This window comes from Alienimonas sp. DA493, from assembly GCF_043951915.1.
Taxonomy (GTDB): domain Bacteria; phylum Planctomycetota; class Planctomycetia; order Planctomycetales; family Planctomycetaceae; genus Alienimonas.
The window spans coordinates 26353-43258 of record NZ_JBINJD010000029.1 but is presented as its reverse complement, the minus strand read 5'-3'; the positions used below and the strand labels follow the sequence as shown (position 1 = coordinate 43258).

Annotated in this window: 11 protein-coding genes; 8 read left to right on the top strand and 3 right to left on the bottom strand. The window is 70.9% G+C overall.

Annotated features, from left to right (window positions below):
- Positions 1–42: 42 nt before the first annotated feature.
- The 3 genes from ACG2DA_RS06785 to ACG2DA_RS06775 all read right to left on the bottom strand — a co-directional run bounded on the left by ACG2DA_RS06785 (position 43) and on the right by ACG2DA_RS06775 (position 5329).
- The gene (locus ACG2DA_RS06785) at positions 43–3144 is read right to left on the bottom strand and encodes an autotransporter domain-containing protein (RefSeq protein WP_395254736.1); all 3102 of its coding nucleotides are present in this window, start codon (positions 3142–3144) and stop codon (positions 43–45) included.
- Positions 3145–3460: 316 nt separating this feature from the next.
- Complete coding sequence (dapA, locus tag ACG2DA_RS06780; protein ID WP_395254735.1) at positions 3461–4348, bottom strand: 4-hydroxy-tetrahydrodipicolinate synthase; 888 nt, start codon at positions 4346–4348, stop codon at positions 3461–3463.
- A 114-nt stretch (positions 4349–4462) separates the two neighbouring features.
- Positions 4463–5329 (bottom strand): HAD family hydrolase, encoded by an 867-nt coding sequence (locus ACG2DA_RS06775; protein WP_395254734.1) that lies wholly within the window; start codon positions 5327–5329, stop codon positions 4463–4465.
- 681 nt (positions 5330–6010) lie between these two features.
- Between ACG2DA_RS06775 and ACG2DA_RS06770 the strand changes: the two genes are divergently transcribed.
- The 8 genes from ACG2DA_RS06770 to ACG2DA_RS06735 all read left to right on the top strand — a co-directional run bounded on the left by ACG2DA_RS06770 (position 6011) and on the right by ACG2DA_RS06735 (position 16710).
- Positions 6011–7648: a TROVE domain-containing protein gene (locus tag ACG2DA_RS06770; RefSeq protein WP_395254733.1), complete on the top strand. Its 1638-nt coding sequence runs from the start codon at positions 6011–6013 to the stop codon at positions 7646–7648.
- A gap of 129 nt (positions 7649–7777) precedes the next feature.
- Positions 7778–8077, top strand: a complete 300-nt coding sequence (locus tag ACG2DA_RS06765) for a hypothetical protein (RefSeq protein WP_395254732.1) — start codon at positions 7778–7780, stop codon at positions 8075–8077.
- Positions 8074–8694 (top strand): hypothetical protein, encoded by a 621-nt coding sequence (locus ACG2DA_RS06760; RefSeq protein WP_395254731.1) that lies wholly within the window; start codon positions 8074–8076, stop codon positions 8692–8694. The genes ACG2DA_RS06765 and ACG2DA_RS06760 overlap by 4 nt, the downstream gene beginning before the upstream one ends.
- A gap of 216 nt (positions 8695–8910) precedes the next feature.
- A complete protein-coding gene (locus ACG2DA_RS06755; protein WP_395254730.1) occupies positions 8911–10539 on the top strand; it encodes a DNA-directed RNA polymerase subunit alpha C-terminal domain-containing protein in 1629 nt (542 codons plus the stop codon).
- 137 nt (positions 10540–10676) lie between these two features.
- Entirely contained in the window at positions 10677–11513 is an 837-nt protein-coding gene (locus ACG2DA_RS06750) for an ion transporter (RefSeq protein WP_395254738.1), read from the top strand.
- Positions 11514–11602: 89 nt separating this feature from the next.
- Positions 11603–12868, top strand: a complete 1266-nt coding sequence (locus ACG2DA_RS06745; RefSeq protein WP_395254729.1) for a polysaccharide pyruvyl transferase family protein — start codon at positions 11603–11605, stop codon at positions 12866–12868.
- Between the two features lie 96 nt (positions 12869–12964).
- Positions 12965–15388 carry a DUF1592 domain-containing protein gene (locus ACG2DA_RS06740; protein ID WP_395254728.1) on the top strand — a complete coding sequence of 808 codons (2424 nt, stop codon included), beginning with the start codon at positions 12965–12967 and terminating at the stop codon, positions 15386–15388.
- A gap of 50 nt (positions 15389–15438) precedes the next feature.
- Positions 15439–16710, top strand: a complete 1272-nt coding sequence (locus tag ACG2DA_RS06735) for a DUF1552 domain-containing protein (RefSeq protein WP_395254727.1) — start codon at positions 15439–15441, stop codon at positions 16708–16710.
- Positions 16711–16906 lie beyond the last annotated feature (196 nt).

Genomic DNA, 16906 nt, shown 5'->3' with positions numbered 1-16906 from the left:
GGGACGGCCGCTCGGCGCGTCGACGGTTCGCGGCGCCGCGGTTCAGAAGCAGAGTTCCAGCCGCACCTCCCCGCCGTGCAGGACGGCGGTCTCGCTCAGCCCGGCGCGGTACTGGCCGGACAGGCGCACCGGCCCCTCGCCGATCGACAGGCCCGGCGCCAGCGTGAGGCGGTCGGCGTCGAAGTCCGTGCCGCGGGCCTCGAAGACGGCGGCCGGCGCCGCGGCGAACGCGGCCCGATAATCGCCCACGGTCCCCGCAAGTAGCTCCCGGCTGTAGAACGCTTCGAAGGTGCCGGTCGCCGGCAGCCCCGTCGCCAGTCGCCGGCCGGCCCGCAGGCCGATGCGGGCCCGGAACTCTTCGAGCGTGGAGTCCTCCACCCTCAGCGCCGTGACGCCGCCGTTCTCCGTGAAGCCGTCGCGGTCGACCCGCACGTATCGCAGACCGACGACCGGGGAGAGGTACGCCGCCGGCGAGCCGAACGCCTGTCCCAGTTCCGCGTCGCCGGCGGCCAGGGAGCCGCTGACGTCGGCGGTCGTGCGGTCGGAGAGCGGGAACAGCGGGTTGTCCACGGCGAAGGCGCGGCGGGCCTCGCCGTCGCTCCCGCCCGCGAAGCCGGTCAGCCGGGCGTAGGTGTTGCCGGCGCTGGCCCGCAGCGACCCGCCGACGCGGTGGATCTCGTCGGTCGCCGAGGAGCGGACGTCCGGCACGCGGACGGTGATCGACTCGTAGCCATAGAAGAGGTCGGCCGCCAGGCAGGCGTCGGGTCCGCCGAAGACCTGTCCCACGCCGACCGTCAGGCCGGCATTGCCCAGATCGGCCTCGGCGGCGTTGCCGTCGCTCTCCACCCGGCCGCCGGCTCCGAAGGCCTTCGCCCACCCCTGCGTCCCGATCCAGCCGGATCGGTCCGCGCCGCAGGTCCCGCAGTCCGAGGGGAAGGCCCCGCCGCGGCTCACCACGTCCAGGAACTGCAGGTTGCTGCGGTTCAGGGCGGTCAGCTGCGTGCCGTACAGTTCGCCGGAGAGGCCGTCGAGGGCGGCCCGGGCCTCCGCGTCGCCGAGGGTGTCCAACGCGTCCCGCAGCGTGACGAGGGCCGGAGCGCCGCCGACCAGCGCCCCGGCGACGGCCCGCTGATTGAAAGTCTCGGCGACGGTTCGGGTGTCGGCCCGGGCGACGACCAACGCGTAGGAGTTCGGCCTGATCAGTTGGACGAACCGGGCGGCCGGGAGGTTCTCGTTGACGGTCACCGGGGTCACGACCGTCAGCCCGCCGGCGGCGGTGAGAAAGTCGTACCGCGTCCCGACGGCGAGGCCGTGGGAGCCGAACGGCGCCACGTTCACCGTGCCGCCGTCGACCGTCGCGGTCCCGGTGACGGCGAGTTGGTCGTAGTCCGTTCCCGCGACCGGCGCGGCGGCGTCCCGGACCTCGACGTCGAACGTCTGGCCGGCGCCGACGTAGTTCCCGTTGACGACCATCGCGCCGGGGCTGTTGCCGACGGCGATGCGCCCGCTGGCGATTAGGTCGCCGGTGATCGTACCGGCGCCGGTCAGCAGGCCGCCGCTGTTGAGCAGCAGGTGGGCGGCGGTCAGCGAGCCGTCGACGTACGTTTCCCCGCCGTCGACCGTCAGGTCGTTCGCGAAGGTCATCGAAGAGCCGCTCCGGACGACGAGGAAGCCGTCGGTCTGCGTCGCCGAGTCTGCGGTGAGGGCGCCGCCGTCCTCGGCGATCAAGGCGGAGCCGGCCCCGTCCACGGTCGCGGCGCCGGAGAGGGCGAACGTCGAGCCGCTGCCGAGGACGCGGGCGCGGCCGCCGTCGGTGAGGGCGAGTGCGGTCCCCCCGAAAGCGCCGCCGTTTCCCGAGGTCAGCAGGGAGCCGGCCCCGTCCACGGTCGCGGCGCCGGAGAGGGCGAACGTCGAGCCGGCGCCGGTGACGAAGGCGTGGCCGGCGTTCGTGAGGTCGAGCGTGGTTCCCTCGAAGGCGCCGCCGTTCTCCGAAGTCAGCAGGGAACCGAAGCTGTCGACGGTGGCGCCGCCGGTCAGGGTGAAGGTCGAGCCGGCGCCGGTGACGCGGGCGTCGCCCCGATCGGCGAGGGCGAGGGTGACGCCGTCGAAGTCGCCTCCGGCCTGCGAGATCAGGTCGGAATCGACCCCTTCGACGGTCGCGGCGCCGGAGAGGACGAACGTCGAGCCGACGCCGGTGACGACGGCGTCGCCCTTGTCGGAGAGGGCGAGGGTGGTTCCCTCGAAGGCGCCGCCGTTTTGAGCGAACAGGTCGGAGCGCTCGCCGTCGACGGTCGCCGCCCCGGTGAGGGCGAAGCGCGAGCCGGCGCCGTCGGCGACCGCGGCGCCGCCGCCGGTCAGACCGAGGGCGGTTCCGGAGAACGCCCCCCCGCCGTCGGCGACCAGGAGAGACCCCGCTCCGTCGACGGTCGCGACGCCGGACAGGGTGAGCGTCGATCCCCCGCCGGTCGATTGCACGTCGCCGCCGTTCGTGACCGCCAGCGTCGTGCCGGTGATCGTCCCGCCGTTCTCAGCGGTCAGGTCGGAGACGCCGCCGTCGACGGTCGCGGCGCCGAACAGGTCGATTCGTCCGCCGTCCGCCGTGACGGGGCCGCCCGTCTGCGTCAGCCCGCCGGCGGAGATCGTCCCGCCGGTCGACACGTTCGCCGCCCCGCCGGAGACGACCAGCGTCCCGGTCGGGCCGTCGGCGGGGTTGGCGGGCGGGGTCGCGCCGGCGCCGGACAGGTCGCGCGTCGAACCGACGAACAGTCGGCCTCCGACCGCGGTCGTGCCGCCGGTGACGGCGTAGTTGCCGTTGCCGGTGAACGCCCCCCCGGCCGCCCCGCCGGCCTGCGTGGTCAGCAGACCGCCGGCCTCGACCGAAACGTTCTGATTGGTGACGAAGTCCTCCGCCTTCAGCCAGCCGGTCCCCGTGACGGTCACCGAGCCGCCGGCGGCGACCTGGGTGTCCTGGGCGGTCGACTCCTCGGCGGTCACCGAGAGCGGGGCGCTGACCGTGCGGTCCTGACCGACCGCGACTGTCGGCAGGGCGCCGAGGGCGAACGCCGCCGCCGGCAGCCAGGGCAGCGCCCGGCGACCCCGGCGACTCCCGGGGGGGCGGCCGGGGCGTGGGGCGGGACGGCCCACGGCCGCTCTGGCGTCTCTGGGGGACGTCATCCGTGACGCCTTCCGGTGGGAGTATTCTGCGGGCGCTCCACGGACCCTGATTCGTCCGCGGCCTCGGACGGACGGTCAATAGCAGGTCCGTCGCCTCAAGAGAATCCCCCTCCCCGACGGCGCGGCGTCGACGCCTCGCAACTCTCTTCCCGGGATGCACCGGCGGAGCGTGCGGGGCGGGCCGCGTCCGACGTCGCCCGCCCGCCGCAAACCGACCCGGAGCGCGGGCGGCCGGGAACGACCGTTTTCGACAACAGGCCTTTTTACAGCTCGACAGCAGGCCGTTCTACAGCAGGCCGTAGTCGGCGAGGGCCTGTTCGAGGCGCGGCTTCAGGGCGGCGTCGAGTTCGACCAGCGGCAGGCGGACCTCGCCGGTGTCGCGGCCGAGGCGGGCCATCGCGGCCTTCAGCGGGATCGGGTTGCTGGAGAGGCTCAGCAGGGTCCGGCAGAGGGGGAACAGCTTGGCGTGCCACTCCAGCGCCGCGGCCGGGTCGCCGGCCCGGTAGGCGTCGATCATCGCCGTCAGGTCCGCGGGCACCAGGTTCCCCGCCACGCTGACCGCCCCGGACCCGCCCACGGAGAGGATCGGCAGCGTCAGGCTGTCGTCGCCGGAGAGGATCGTCAGGTCGCTGCCGACGGCGATCGCGCTGGCCTGGTCGAGGTCTCCGGTGGATTCCTTGACCGCGACGATCGTGGTCAGTTCGGCAAGCCGGCAGATCGTGTCCGGTTCGATGTTCTTCCCGGTGCGGCCGGGGATGTTATAGAGGACGATCGGCAGGTCGCAGGCGTCGGCGACGGCGGCGAAGTGCCGATAGAAGCCCTCCTGCGTGGGCTTGTTGTAGTAGGGCGCGACCATCAGGGCGGCGTCGGCCCCGCTCCGCTGGGCGCTTTTCGTCAGGCGGACGGCCTCGGCGGTACTGTTGGAGCCGGTGCCGGCAATCACCTTCATCCGGCCCGCGGCCTGGGCGCAGACCAGGTCGATGACGCGCTCGTGCTCGTCGTGCGAGAGCGTGGGCGATTCGCCGGTGGTGCCGCAGGGGGCCACGCCGGCGGTGCCTTCCTCCACCTGCCAATCGACGTTCGCCTTCAACCGGCCCTCGTCGACCGCCCCGTCGCGGAAGGGGGTGACGAGAGCGACCGTCAGGCCGGCGAACTGTTCGCCTTTGCGGGACATAGCGAAGAAAGCGGGGGGAGGGAGAGCGAATCGGGGGCGGCAGGGTAGCCCCGGCCCCGGCCGGACGCATGCGTCCGGCCGGGGTTCGGCGGGGCCGGCGGGCGACGCGGGCGGTTACGCCGTCGGCAGCAGGGCCCGAACGTCGTCGGCGGTGAGGCCTTCGAGGGTTTCGACCACGCGGTCGGCCTGCTTCAACTCGTCGGCGTCGTGGCCGGTGGACTGCAGGCCCAGGCAGCCCATGCCGGCGGCCTTGGCGGCCTCGACGCCGAAGCGGCTGTCCTCGATCACCACGCACCGCTCCGGCTTCACGCCGCAGTTCTTGGCGGCGGTCAGGAAGATCTCCGGGTCCGGCTTGCCCTTGGTCACCTCGTGGCCGCTGACCACGGCGCTGAGGAACGGCTGGAGCTTCATCAGGCGGACGGCGAGCATCAGGTTCGCCGCCGGGCCGCTGGTGGCCAGGGCGATCTTGAAGTCCGCGTCCTTGAGGGCCTGCACCAACTCCCGGGCGCCGGGCATCGCGGGGAAGTCCTCGGCGACCAGGTCGCGGTAGAGGGCTTCCTTATCGCCCTCGACCTCGGCGATCTGATCGTCGGTCATGCTGGCGCCGAAGTTCTCCTTCAGGTGCTCCCGGCTGGTTTTGCCGAAGCCGCTTTTGAAGTCGTCCTCGGTGTAGGAGACGCCGAACTTCTCCGCGGTCTTCTGCCAGCTTTCCAGGTGCGGCCGGTAGTTGTCGACCAGCACGCCGTCCACATCCCAGATCACGCAGACGGGGTCGGCGTCCGGCGGGTTATAGACGACGGTCGCCGGGCTGGGGGTGTCCTCCGGCTCGCCCTCGATCGGGGCGCCGCTGGAGCCGGCGTTCGATTTCGACGTGTCGTCTTGATCGTTCGCCGCGTCGGACGCGGACGCGGAGGTATGACGGCCGGGGCGGGCGGTGCTCGTGGCGAGCTGGCCGGTCGTGTCGTCGGGAGTGTTCGGCATGAGGGGGGGCCTCCGTGGGTGGGGCCGCGAGATCGGAACCGGAGTCGAAACGTCTCGGAACTTCGGCGGCGGGCGACGGATTCGTAGAAACGGCGGTCGGGGAGTGTAGGTGCGGCGGGCCGACCTGTCATGGGGCCGAACCCGACATCCGCCCGGAACCCGCCGGCTCGCCCCGCGGGCCGCCGGCTCCTGCCCGGTCGCCGTTTCTTCTCGGATTCCCCCGAACCGCGGCGGCGGCGGGCGGGTCCGGTTCCCCGCGGGACCGAGCCCCAGGCGGTCGGTTACCTTTCAGGAAGGCGAGGTTGCGGGTTCGAGTCCCGCCGCCGGGCCCTTGCATGCCCGGCGTAGCTCAATCGGTTAGAGCGCGTACGCCGATCGCCGCCCGTTCGTTCGGTCCCGCTTCGTTCATTCCGCGTTCCCCCAGGACGCGCGTCGCCGATCGGCGACGGCGAACCGGGGGCGCCGGCGAGTCGTTCGCAACTGCACGCGTCGGCGGGGGACGACCCCGCCGGCGGGTTTCGGGGCCGAGCCCCCGGACGTCGGTTCTCTGGTTCCACAGGTTCGATTCCTGTCGCCGAGTCCGCCCGTTCGCTCGGTCCCGTGTTCTTTCTCCGCCCAAGCCGGACGCATGCGTCCGGCTTGGGCGTTTGTCCCTCGTCCCCCGATCCGGGAGGACCCCCGATGAAGTACCCGTTCTTCACGAACCCCCGCAACGCCCCGCAGTCCGCCCCGGCGGACCCGCGGCAGGTGAAGAACTCCGCCGGCGGGTACGTCTACGAACTGGACCGCTGGGTCCGGCTGGATCGGTTCCTGATCCTCGGTTCGGACGCCCCCACCTATTACGCGACCGCCCGGGACCTGACGAAGCAGAACCACGAGAACCTCACGGCCTGCTTCGCCCTGAACCCGGCCCGGACCGCGGAGACGATCGCCGCCGTCAGCGAGGGCGGCCGGGCGCCCAAGAACGACCCGGCGCTCTTCGCCCTGGCCGTCGGGGCCAACCACGCCGACCCGAACGCCCGGTCCGCCGCGCTGGCGGCTGTGCCGCGGGTCTGCCGGACGGCGTCGCACCTGTTCGCCTTCGTGAACGCCGCGACCGGCCTCGGTCGGGGGTGGGGGCGGGGGTTGAAGCGGGCCGTCGCCGGTTGGTACGCGGCGAAGTCCGTCGACGGGCTGGCCCTTCAGGGCGTGAAGTACCGGTCGCGGTACGACTTCGATCACGCCCGGCTGATCCGGCTCTCCCACCCGAACCCGGCCGACGGGGCGGGGGAGGACGTCGCCGACCGGGACGTGCTGTACCGCTGGCTGGCGAACGGCTCCGTCCCTGACGAGAGCCGGCTGCCGGCGATCGTGCGGGCCCACTTGGAGGCGATGGCCGCCTCGCCCCGCAAGAGCCTGGTCTCCCTGATCGAGCGCCACCGGCTCCCGTGGGAGGCGCTGCCGACCTGGGCGAACGCGGACCCGGCGGTGTGGCGGGCGATGCTGCCGCACCTCGGGGCGACGGCGCTGCTGCGGAACCTCGGCAACATGACCCGCGTCGGGGCCCTCCCGCCGCTGTCGCCCGCCGAGGACGCGGTGATCGACCGGCTGTCCGACGCCGCGGCGCTCAAGAAGGCCCGGGTGCACCCGCTGTCCGTCCTCCTCGCCCAGGCCGTGTACCGGTCCGGGCGGGGCGTGCGGGGGAAGGGGACCTGGGAGCCGAGCGGCCGGGTGACCGCCGCGCTGGACGGCGCCTTCCGGGCGGCGTTCGACGCCGTCGAGCCGACCGGCAAGCGGTTCCTGATCGGTCTGGACGTGTCCGGTTCGATGGGCATGCCGCTGTCCGGGACGCCGCTGAGTTGCCGGGAGGCGGCCGCGGCGCTGGCGCTGGTGACGGCGGCGACGGAGCGGAAGTGCCACGTCGTCGGCTTCACCGGCGAGGGCGGCACGCGGTGGGGCCTCGGCTCCCCCGCCGTCGCCCCGCTGCCGGCGCTGAACGCCGAGGCGAGCCTCGTCGAGGCGGTCGCGGCCGTGTCGAACTTGCCGTTCGGCCCGACCGACTGCGCCCTGCCGATGCGGTACGCCCTGGACCGGCGGCTGGCCGTGGACGTGTTCGTCGTCCTCACGGACAACGAAACCTGGTGCGGCCCGGTGCATCCCGCCGAGGCCCTGCGGCGGTACCGCAAGGCGACCGGCCTCGATGCGAAGCTGGCGGTCGTCGGGCTGACCTCCACCGGCTTCAGCATCGCCGACCCCAAGGACCCGGGGATGCTGGACCTGGTCGGCTTCGACACCGCCACGCCGACGGTGCTGTCCCAGTTCGCCGCCGGGGCGTTCTGAGCGGCGGGTGAATTAAGCTGAAGGGGAAAGCGAACGACCCGGACGCTTCAAGCGTCCGGGTCGTTCCGTGCGCGGCGTCCGGTAGGGACGGAGTTTCGGACGACCCGGCGGTGCCGATAGAATGAGGCGATGAGCGACGCCGCCCCGACCGTCACCCCGTCTGCGATGACGCGGGAGCGGGCTGAACGCGCGGCAGCGGCCGGGGGCAGCCGGGTGCGGTCGGCGGTGCGACTGTGGCGGGGCGTGCGGCGGCGAATGCGGGCCGGTCTGCGGGCGGAGTTTCCGGACGATTCGCCCGCCGAACTCGACCGCCGGCTTGCCGACCGCTTGCGTTCGGTTCGGGACTTCCGCGAGCGGCACATCTACCGACCCGCCCCGCCGGACGCCGATTGGATCGCCTTCTGCCGTGAGCGCGGGGTCGAGGTATGACGACCTCCCCGGTGCCGGGCGGGGGCGAATCCGAAGCGCCCGACGACGGCCCCGACCCGTTCGACGCCACGCTCCGACTCGTCGCTGCGCTGGAGGATGCGGGCGTCGATTACATGGTCGTCGGTTCGTTCTCCTCCAACCTGTACGGTGTCGATCGTTCGACCGCGGACGCGGACTTCCTCGTCGCCGCGCAGGTCGCAGACCTGACGGCGGCGGCCCGTTCGCTGGGGCCGGAGTTCGTGCCGGACCCGCAGATCGGCTTCGAGAGCGTGACCGGCCTGCGGCGCATCCGCGTGGCCCTTCAGAACTCCGGATTCGAGTTTGAGTTCTTCCTGATGGGCGACGACCCGCACGATGCCGAGCGGTTCGCCCGGCGCGTCCGGAAGGATCTCGGCGACGGCCGCGAAGCGTGGGCGGCCACTGCGGAGGACCTGATCGTCGCGAAGTTGCGTTGGGCGAAGGACGCACGCCGCCCGAAGGACCGCGAAGACTTGGAGACGGTCCTATTCGCACAACGGGGCAAACTCGACCTGCCCTACATCGAACGCTGGGCGGCGGAGCACGGGACGCTGGACCTGTACCGCGAGATCGCCGCGTCGATCCCGCCGCTGGATTAGCGGGCGCACCGACGGGCGGGACGCGGCGGCGGAGGGGGGCCGGTCGGGCTCACGGTTGATCGGGCGGCGCGGGCTCGTACAGTGGGGGGCTTGCGCCGGCGGCAGGGACGGCCCCCGGTCTGCCCGCCGGCGTGTCGGCGTTTCCCACGCCGCCCCCGCGTCCGCCGCGTCGGTCGCCGGTTCCCCCCAGTTCGCGTTTGCGGAGTCCCCCCCTCGATGAGCGCCGGCAGCCCCCTCGCCGATCTTCAGCCCGCCCGCACCCCCGATGGGGTCACCACCGGGGAGTACACCGCGGCCGGCATGACCGCCCCGCCCGCCGGCATGGGCCGTCGCGGCGGCGCCCCCGCCTTCCTGCCCGGCGGCGGCACCAGCGCCGAGCAGGCCGACCAGGTGGACGTCGCCGGCATCCTCCGCGGCGACGGGCCGTTCGGGGCGGAGCAGGTCAAACTCCTTGAAAAGGCCGTCGCCGGCACCCAGCCCGCCGAGGTCCGCCAGCACCTCCAGGAACTCGAAAACGAAATCGGCGAGGGCGGCGACAACCGCCAGAACGCCGCCGCCGGCGTCACCCACTACCTGCTGGGCGAGCACGAGCAGGCCGCCGAACGCCTCAACGAGGTCGACGGCGACGCCCTCGCCGACTACTACCTCGCCCAGGCCCTGATGAGCCTGAAGGACTGGGACGGCGCGATCGACGCCCTCCAGACCGCCGCCGCCAACGGCTACGACGAGGTCCAGTGCGAACTGGAGAAGGCCGGCGTCGTCCGGCAGGCCGGCGACCCGGAGAAGGCCGACGAACTGCTGACCGCCGTCTCCCGCAAGGCCGCCACCCGCGCCGAGTACAGCTACCAGAAGGGCTGCGTGATGGCCGACCGGGGGGACACCCTCGGGGCGATCGAGTACTTCGAGCGGGCCGTCGACATGGACGCCCGCCACAGCAAGGCGATGTTCCGCCTCGCCGGCCTGATGGACCTGCTGGGCGAAGACAAGGAGGCGATCCGCCTCTACGAGCAGTCCCTCAGCAAGCCGCCGCTGTTCCTGGGGGCGCTGATGAACCTCGGCCTGCTCTACGAGGACGCGGAGAACTACCCCGCCGCCGCCTACTGCTTCCGCCGGGTGCTGCAGGTCTACCCGAACCACGAGCGGGCCCTGCTGTTCCTCAAGGACGTGGCCGCCGCCACGAGCATGTACTACGACGAGGAGGCGATGCGGCGCCAGCGCGAGCTGGAACAGCAGATGCGCATCCCCATCACCGACTTCGAACTGACCGCCCGCAGCCGCAACGGGCTGGAGCGGGCCGGCATCGCCACCCTGGGCGACCTCTGCCGCACCACCGAGGCGGAACTGCTGGCCGCCAAGAACTTCGGCGACACCAGCCTGAACGAGATCCGCGAGATTCTCGAGGGCCGCGGCCTCCGGATCGGCCAACTCGTCGAACAGGACACCGCCGAGAGCGCCGGCTACGGCTACAGCCCCGGCTACGGCGGCGCCCCCGGCGGCTACGGCGCCAGCGCCGGCATGGCGCATCCCCCGCAGCCCGGCCAGCCCTCCCCGCTGGCCTCGGTCGCCCCGACCGGCGGCGGCGGCCCGGGCCAGCCGAAGCTCTCGCCGTTCGTCTCCGACGACATCTCCCCGGCCGAACGCGCCAAGCTGGAGCGCCCGGTCAGCGATCTGAACCTCTCCGTCCGGGCCCGCAAGTGCCTGACGCGGCTCGGCATCGTTACCCTGGGCGAACTCGTCAGCCGGACCCCCGACGACCTGATGAGCGTCCGCAACTTCGGCGTCACCAGCCTCAACGAAATCCGCCAGAAGCTGGCCGACTTCGAATTGAAGCTGCGGAACGACTAGGGTCCGATTTGGTCGGGAAGCTCCAAGGAACAAGAAATCAAGAACCAAGGGACGGTTCGACGACTCGTTTTGGTTCTTGATTTCTTGGTCTTGGAATTTTGACGAAGCCCGCCGCCGACTCGCCGTTCTCCCTCGCGGTGGACGACTATTTCGGCAAGTCGCGGCTCCGCGGCGTGCGGCTGCGGCTGTACGAAATTATCTTTGAAAGCGACACGCCGGCCGGCAAAGCGTTCGACGTCGGTCTGATGGCGGTGATCCTCGCCAGCGTCGCGGTCGTGATGGCCGAGAGCGTTCAGCCGATCAACCTTCGCTACGGGGAGCAGCTCCGCGCCGCGGAATGGCTCTTCACCGGGCTGTTCACGATCGAGTATCTGCTGCGGCTGTATTGCGTCGGTTATAAAAGACGATACGTCTTCAGCTTCTTCGGCGTCGTGGATTTATTGGCCGTCCTGCCGGGGTACGCGGCGCTGATGTTCCCGGGGGCCCGCTACCTCACGGTGGTGCGGTTGCTGCGCGTGTTGCGGGTGTTCCGCGTGTTGAAGCTCGCGGTCTATATGTCGGAGACGACGGAGCTGAGCCGGGCGTTGATCGCCAGCCGGCGGAAGATCGAGGTGTTCACCGTCTGCGTGCTGACGCTCGTGGTGATTCTGGGCTCGATGATGTACCTCATCGAGGGGGAGGAGAACGGCTTCACCAGCATCCCCCGCAGCGTGTATTGGGCGATCGTCACCCTCACGACAGTGGGCTACGGGGACATCTCCCCGCGGACGAACCTCGGCCAGTTCCTCGCGGCGGCGATCATGCTGCTGGGCTACTCCATCCTCGCGGTGCCCACCGGCATCGTCACCGCGGAGATGTCCCGCCCGCACCCGGACAAGCCGGCCCCGGGCGCGTCCGGCGCCGCCGGCCCCGCGCCGCCCGCTCCGCCGGAGCCCCCGCCGAACTACTGCAAACATTGCGGCGGCAAACTGTAGCGGCCATGATGCCCGGCCCGGCGGACCCATCGGCGGCGGCCAATGTCCGCTGCGCGGGCCGCCCGCACCGCCAGACGTCAGAAGCGCCGATGTTGACCCGCCGCACGTTCGTTCAATCCCTGATCGCCGCGGTCGCGGCGGCGAAGGGCGCCCGGGGGGCGGAGACGCGGGCGCCCCGCATCCTGCTGCGGTCCTCCTGGCAGGTGGTCAATATCGGGGACGTCGCCCACACGCCGGGCGTATTGGCGCTCATTGAAAAGCACATTCCCGACGCCGAGGTGATCCTCTGGGCCTCCGGCGACCTCACCGAGGAGGTCGCCGCGATGGAGCACGAACGCTTCCCGCGATTACGGATCGTCAAGGGCCGGATCGACTCGAAGGGCAACGCCTCCAACTCGGCCCTCGGCGGGGCCGTCGACTGGGCGGACTTCCTGCTGCACGGCAGCGGCCCCTCGCTGGTCGCCGCCCGGGACGTCGCCGCCTGGGCGGAGCACACGGGCAAGCCGTTCGGCGTCTACGGCATCACCTACGGCTCCTATTTCGATCAGGACCGCAAAGAGTTGCTCAGCGGGGCGGAGTTCATTTATTTCCGCGACAGCGTCTCCCTGGAGTTCGCCAAAAAGCAGGGGATCGACTGCCCGATCATGGAGTTCGGCCCCGACGGCGCCTTCGCCTGCGATCTGCGGGACGACGCCTCCGCGGAAGCGTTCTTAAAAACGAACGGTCTGGAGGACGGGCAATTCCTTTGCTGCCTGTCCCGGCTGCGGCACACGCCCTACTGGACGATTCCTTCCAAGAAGCGGGAGATCGACCCCGCAAAGCACGCCCGCAACGAGGCGATGAAGGAGCACGATCACGCCGCGCTGCGGGCGGCGATCGTTGCCGTGGTGCGGGAGACGGATCTCAAGGTGCTGCTCTGCCCGGAGGACATGACGCAGATGGCCGTCGGCAGGGAGATGCTTTTTGACAAGCTGCCGGCCGACGTAAAGGACCGCGTCGTCTGGCGAGAGAACTTCTGGCTGACCGACGAGGCCCTCAGCGTCTACGTCCGCAGCGCCGGGCTGTTCGGCAGCGAGATGCACTCGCCCATCATGGCCGTCGGCAACGGCGTCCCGGCGATCGTCTGCCGGTTCGAGGAGCAGACCAGCAAGGGGTATATGTGGCGGGACATCGGTCTGGGCGAGTGGCTGTTCAATCTGGACGTGCCGGAGGACCACGACAAGATCGTCCCCGCGGTGCTGGACATGGCGCAGAACCCGCAGGCCGCCCGGCGCCGCGTCGTCGAAGCCCGGGCGTTCGTGGAGCAGCGCCAGCGGGAGACGATGGCCGTGCTGAAAGAGAAGCTCCCCGCTTGACCCGGTCGCCGGCCGCGGGGAGGCCGTTGTTCGACGTATCGGGGACGACTAGTCTAAACGGCGTTGCGTCCGCCCCCGCCGCCCGCTGCGCCGTACATGCTCACCCGCTCCGCCGCGCACGTTCTCGCCCTGCTCGCGCTGCTGACCGGCCGGGGCGTCGCCGCCGCGGCGGACGCGGATGCGACGTCGGCCTTCTTTCATCAGCACTGCGTGGAGTGCCACGGGCCGGATCTGCAGGAGGCGGACCTGCGGCTCGATCGACTCCCGCCGCCCGGCCCGGGCGCCGCGGAGATCTGGGCGTTGATCGCGGACCTCGTTGAGGCCGGCGAGATGCCGCCGGAGCCGCAACCCCGGCCGGACGCCGCTCAGAAGCGTAATGTGCTGGCGTCGATCCGTCACGACCTGGCCCGCCTTGCCGAGCCGGTCCCGGCGGTGCGGCGGATGAACCGCACGGAATACGAGCACACCGTGCACGATTTATTGGGGATCGACGCCCCGCTGGCCTCGCTGCTGCCGGAGGACGGGCGGTCGCAGGGCTTCGACAACGTCGCCGGCGGGCTGGGCATCTCCGCCATTTTGATGGAACGGTATTTAGAGGCCGCGGACACGGCCTTCGACGCCGCGATCCGCCGAATCGAACCCTCCCCGCCGGAGACCCGCCGGGCCGTGCTGATGGAGTCCAAGGAAAACATCGCCAGCGTGAAGGGGAAGAAGGGCGGGGTGATCGAGTCGCACGGGGCCTTCGTGGACTTCACCCCCGGCTGGCCGCCGGCCCGGGTGGACGCGGCTCATCCCATCGAGCCGGGCGTCTATCGCTGCCGGATCGCCGTCTGGCCGCACGAACCGGGGCCGGACCGCACGCTGAGCGTCGCCGTCTTCACCGGCCCGCTGTTCGGCCCCGGCGACCGCCATTTTCAGGGCCTGTTCGACGTCACCGGCACGCCGGAGGAACCGCGAATTATTGAATTCGAAACCCGCATGGCCGAGGGCGACGCCCTGCACATTCTGCCCTGGATTTATCCGGAGCACGTCACTTGGCGGGATAAACACGAGGAGCGCCCCGGCGTCGCGATCCTCTGGGCGGAGACCCACGGCCCGCTGGATCAGGCGTTTCCCTCGGAGGCCCATCAAAAATTGTTCGGCGAGTCGGAGACGTTGCGTTTCGAGGAGGGGGAATCGATCTGGATGCGGCACCGCAAGGGGGTGAAGCGGCATCACGTCGACTCCAGCGACCCGCCGGCGGACGTGGAGCGGATCCTGCGAAACTTCGTGCCGCGGGCGTTCCGGCGGCCGGTCGAGGAGGAGTTGACGAACCAATTCGTGCACTTCGCCCTCTCCCGGTTGGAGCAGGGCGCCACGTTCGAACAGGCCGTGCGGGCGGGGGTGTCCGCCGTGCTCTGCTCGCCGCATTTTCTGTTGCTGAACGCCCCGGACCGGCCGGAGGCGGCGGGGGAGACGATCGACGAGTACACGCTGGCCTCGCGGCTGTCGTATTTCCTCTGGTCCTCGATGCCGGACGAGGAACTGCTCGAATTGGCCGCCGAGGGCCGGCTGAGCGCGCCGAAGACGCTGCACGCCCAAGTCGAGCGGATGCTCGCCGACCCGAAGAGCGAACGTTTCGTGGACCACTTCACCGGCCAATGGCTGGACCTGCGGGAGATCGAATTCACGACCCCCGACAAGCAGTTCTACCCGGAATACGACGAATTATTGCTGCGGTCGATGCTCGCGGAGACCCGCGGGTTCTTCCGGCACGTGTTAAAAGAGGACCTCAGCGTTCTGAACTTCGTCGATTCGGACTTCGCCGTGCTCAACCAGCGGCTGGCGGAGCACTACGGCGTCCCCGGGGTGCGGGGACACGAGGAGTTCCGCCTCGTCACTCTGCCGAGCGACAGCGTCCGCGGCGGGGTGTTGGCCCAGGCCAGCGTGATGAAGGTGACGGCGAACGGTACGACGACCTCGCCGGTGCTGCGGGGTCAGTGGGTGTTGGACAAGCTGCTCGGCCGGCCGGCCCCGCCGCCGCCGCCCGGGGTGCCGGCCGTGGAACCGGACATCCGCGGCGCCGAGACCATCCGCGAGCAGCTCGCCAGGCACCGCGAGAACCCCTCCTGCAACCGCTGTCACGTGCGGATCGACCCGCCGGGCTTCGCCCTGGAGGAATTCGACGTGATCGGCGGACACCGGGCGGCGTACCGTTCCGTGGAGAAGCTCGAACCGCGGCAGCGGAAGGTTGAGAAGACGAATTATTACGAGGGCCGCCCGGTGGAGAGCGACGGCGAACTGCCCGGCGGGCGGACGTTCGGCGGCTTCGTGGAGTTCCGCCAACGGCTGCTCGAAGACCCGGACGCGATCGCCCGGGCGCTGGCCGAGAAGCTGCTCGTGTACGGCTGCGGCCGCCCGGTCGGGCCGGCGGAGCGGGCCTCGGTCGATGCGGTCGTGGAGGGCGCTCGCGACGACGACTTCGGCCTGAAATCGATGATCCACGCGGTCGTGGACAGCGAACTGTTCCACCGCCCCTGACCGTCCGGCTCCCGACCTCCCCGCCGCCCCGCCTCCCCCGGACCGCTCCGATGCCCCGCACGCCGATTCCCCGCCGCACGTTCCTCCGGTCCTCCGGCGTGGCGTTGGGGCTGCCGTTGTTGCACGGCATGTTGCCGCGGTTCGCCGGCGCCGCCCCGGCCGCGGAGCGGGAGGCCCGCCGGATGGTCGCCATCTGCGCCCCGCTGGGCATCCACACGCCGCACCTGTTCCCGGAGCAGGCGGGGACGGATTATCAAACGACGCCCTACCTGGAGCCGTTGCAGGAGGTCCGCGACAAGTTCACGGTCATTTCTGGCCTGAACCACCCGATGGTGGACGGCGGGCACGCCGCGGAAAAAAGTTTTCTCACCGGCGCCGCCCACCCGGGGCAGCCGAGCTTCCGCAACACGATCTCCGTCGATCAATTCGCGGCGGAGCGGATCGGCCACCTGACCCGGTTCCCCTCGCTGTCGCTGACCGGCGGCAACGGCGGGATGTCCTACACCCGCAGCGGCGTGTTAATTCCCGCTGAGTCCCGGCCCTCCCGCGTCTTCCAACAGCTCTTTATGGAGGGCTCGGAGGACGAGAAGGCCGCCCAACTGCGGCGGGTGAAGGACGGGCAGAGCATTCTCGACCTCGTCGGCGCCCAGACGCGGGCGATCCAGCGCCGCAGCGGGCGGGAGGACGTGGAGACGCTGGATCAATACTTCACCAGCGTGCGCGAATTGGAGCAGCGCCTCGTGCGGGCCGAGGAGTGGGCGAAGCGGCCGAAGCCGACCGTGGAGGGCGGCCCGCCGGAGGATATCGACGACCGGGCGAACTTCAGCGGGCGCTTTCAACTACTGCTCGATCTGATCGCCCTGGCTTTGCAAACCGACTCCACCCGGCTCATCACCCTGATGGGCCCCGGCGGGGCCGAGGTGGTGGATCTCAAGGGGGTGGAGGACGGTTGGCACAACCTCAGCCACCACGGCCGCTCCGAGGAGAAAATTGAACAGCTGGCGATTATTGAAAAAGAGGAGATGCGGCTGTTCGGCGAGTTCCTCAAACAGCTGGACTCCTATCAGGACGGCGACCGCACGGTGCTGGATCAGACGGCCGTCCTGATGGGCTCCAGCCTGGGCAACGCGTCGAGCCACAACAACACGAATCTGCCGGTGGTCCTCGCCGGCGGGCGGTTCCGGCACGGCCAGCACCTGGCGTTCGACCCGGACAGCCCGCCGCCGCTGTGCAACCTGCTGGTCTCGATGCTCCAGCATCTTCAATTGGAAGTGGACGAGTTCTCCAGCGGCACGAGCACGCTCACCGGCCTGCACGCCTGAACGTGAGCGGCCGTCCGAGCGGACCGGTCGTCGCGGGCCCCCGCAGGTCTCCCGTCGCCGGCGAAGGAGCCGGGGCGGCGTTCGCCCCGCCGCTCCCGCCCGTGCGGGCGGGGCTTCTTTTCTGGCACGGGAAAACTCCGAGCCGCGGGTTGACGCAGATCACCCTGTCGATATTCTCGCCTGAAGTTGAGACGCA

Excerpts from the sequence above, each read along its gene's own strand:
- ACG2DA_RS06775 (WP_395254734.1), bottom strand. The coding sequence starts at position 5,329 with ATGCCGAACACTCCCGACGACACGACCGGCCAGCTCGCCACGAGCACC.
- ACG2DA_RS06765 (WP_395254732.1), top strand. The coding sequence starts at position 7,778 with ATGAGCGACGCCGCCCCGACCGTCACCCCGTCTGCGATGACGCGGGAG.
- ACG2DA_RS06735 (WP_395254727.1), top strand. The coding sequence starts at position 15,439 with ATGCCCCGCACGCCGATTCCCCGCCGCACGTTCCTCCGGTCCTCCGGC.
- ACG2DA_RS06740 (WP_395254728.1), top strand. The coding sequence starts at position 12,965 with ATGCTCACCCGCTCCGCCGCGCACGTTCTCGCCCTGCTCGCGCTGCTG.
- ACG2DA_RS06745 (WP_395254729.1), top strand. The coding sequence starts at position 11,603 with ATGTTGACCCGCCGCACGTTCGTTCAATCCCTGATCGCCGCGGTCGCG.
- ACG2DA_RS06760 (WP_395254731.1), top strand. The coding sequence starts at position 8,074 with ATGACGACCTCCCCGGTGCCGGGCGGGGGCGAATCCGAAGCGCCCGAC.
- ACG2DA_RS06770 (WP_395254733.1), top strand. The coding sequence starts at position 6,011 with ATGAAGTACCCGTTCTTCACGAACCCCCGCAACGCCCCGCAGTCCGCC.
- dapA (WP_395254735.1), bottom strand. The coding sequence starts at position 4,348 with ATGTCCCGCAAAGGCGAACAGTTCGCCGGCCTGACGGTCGCTCTCGTC.
- ACG2DA_RS06755 (WP_395254730.1), top strand. The coding sequence starts at position 8,911 with ATGAGCGCCGGCAGCCCCCTCGCCGATCTTCAGCCCGCCCGCACCCCC.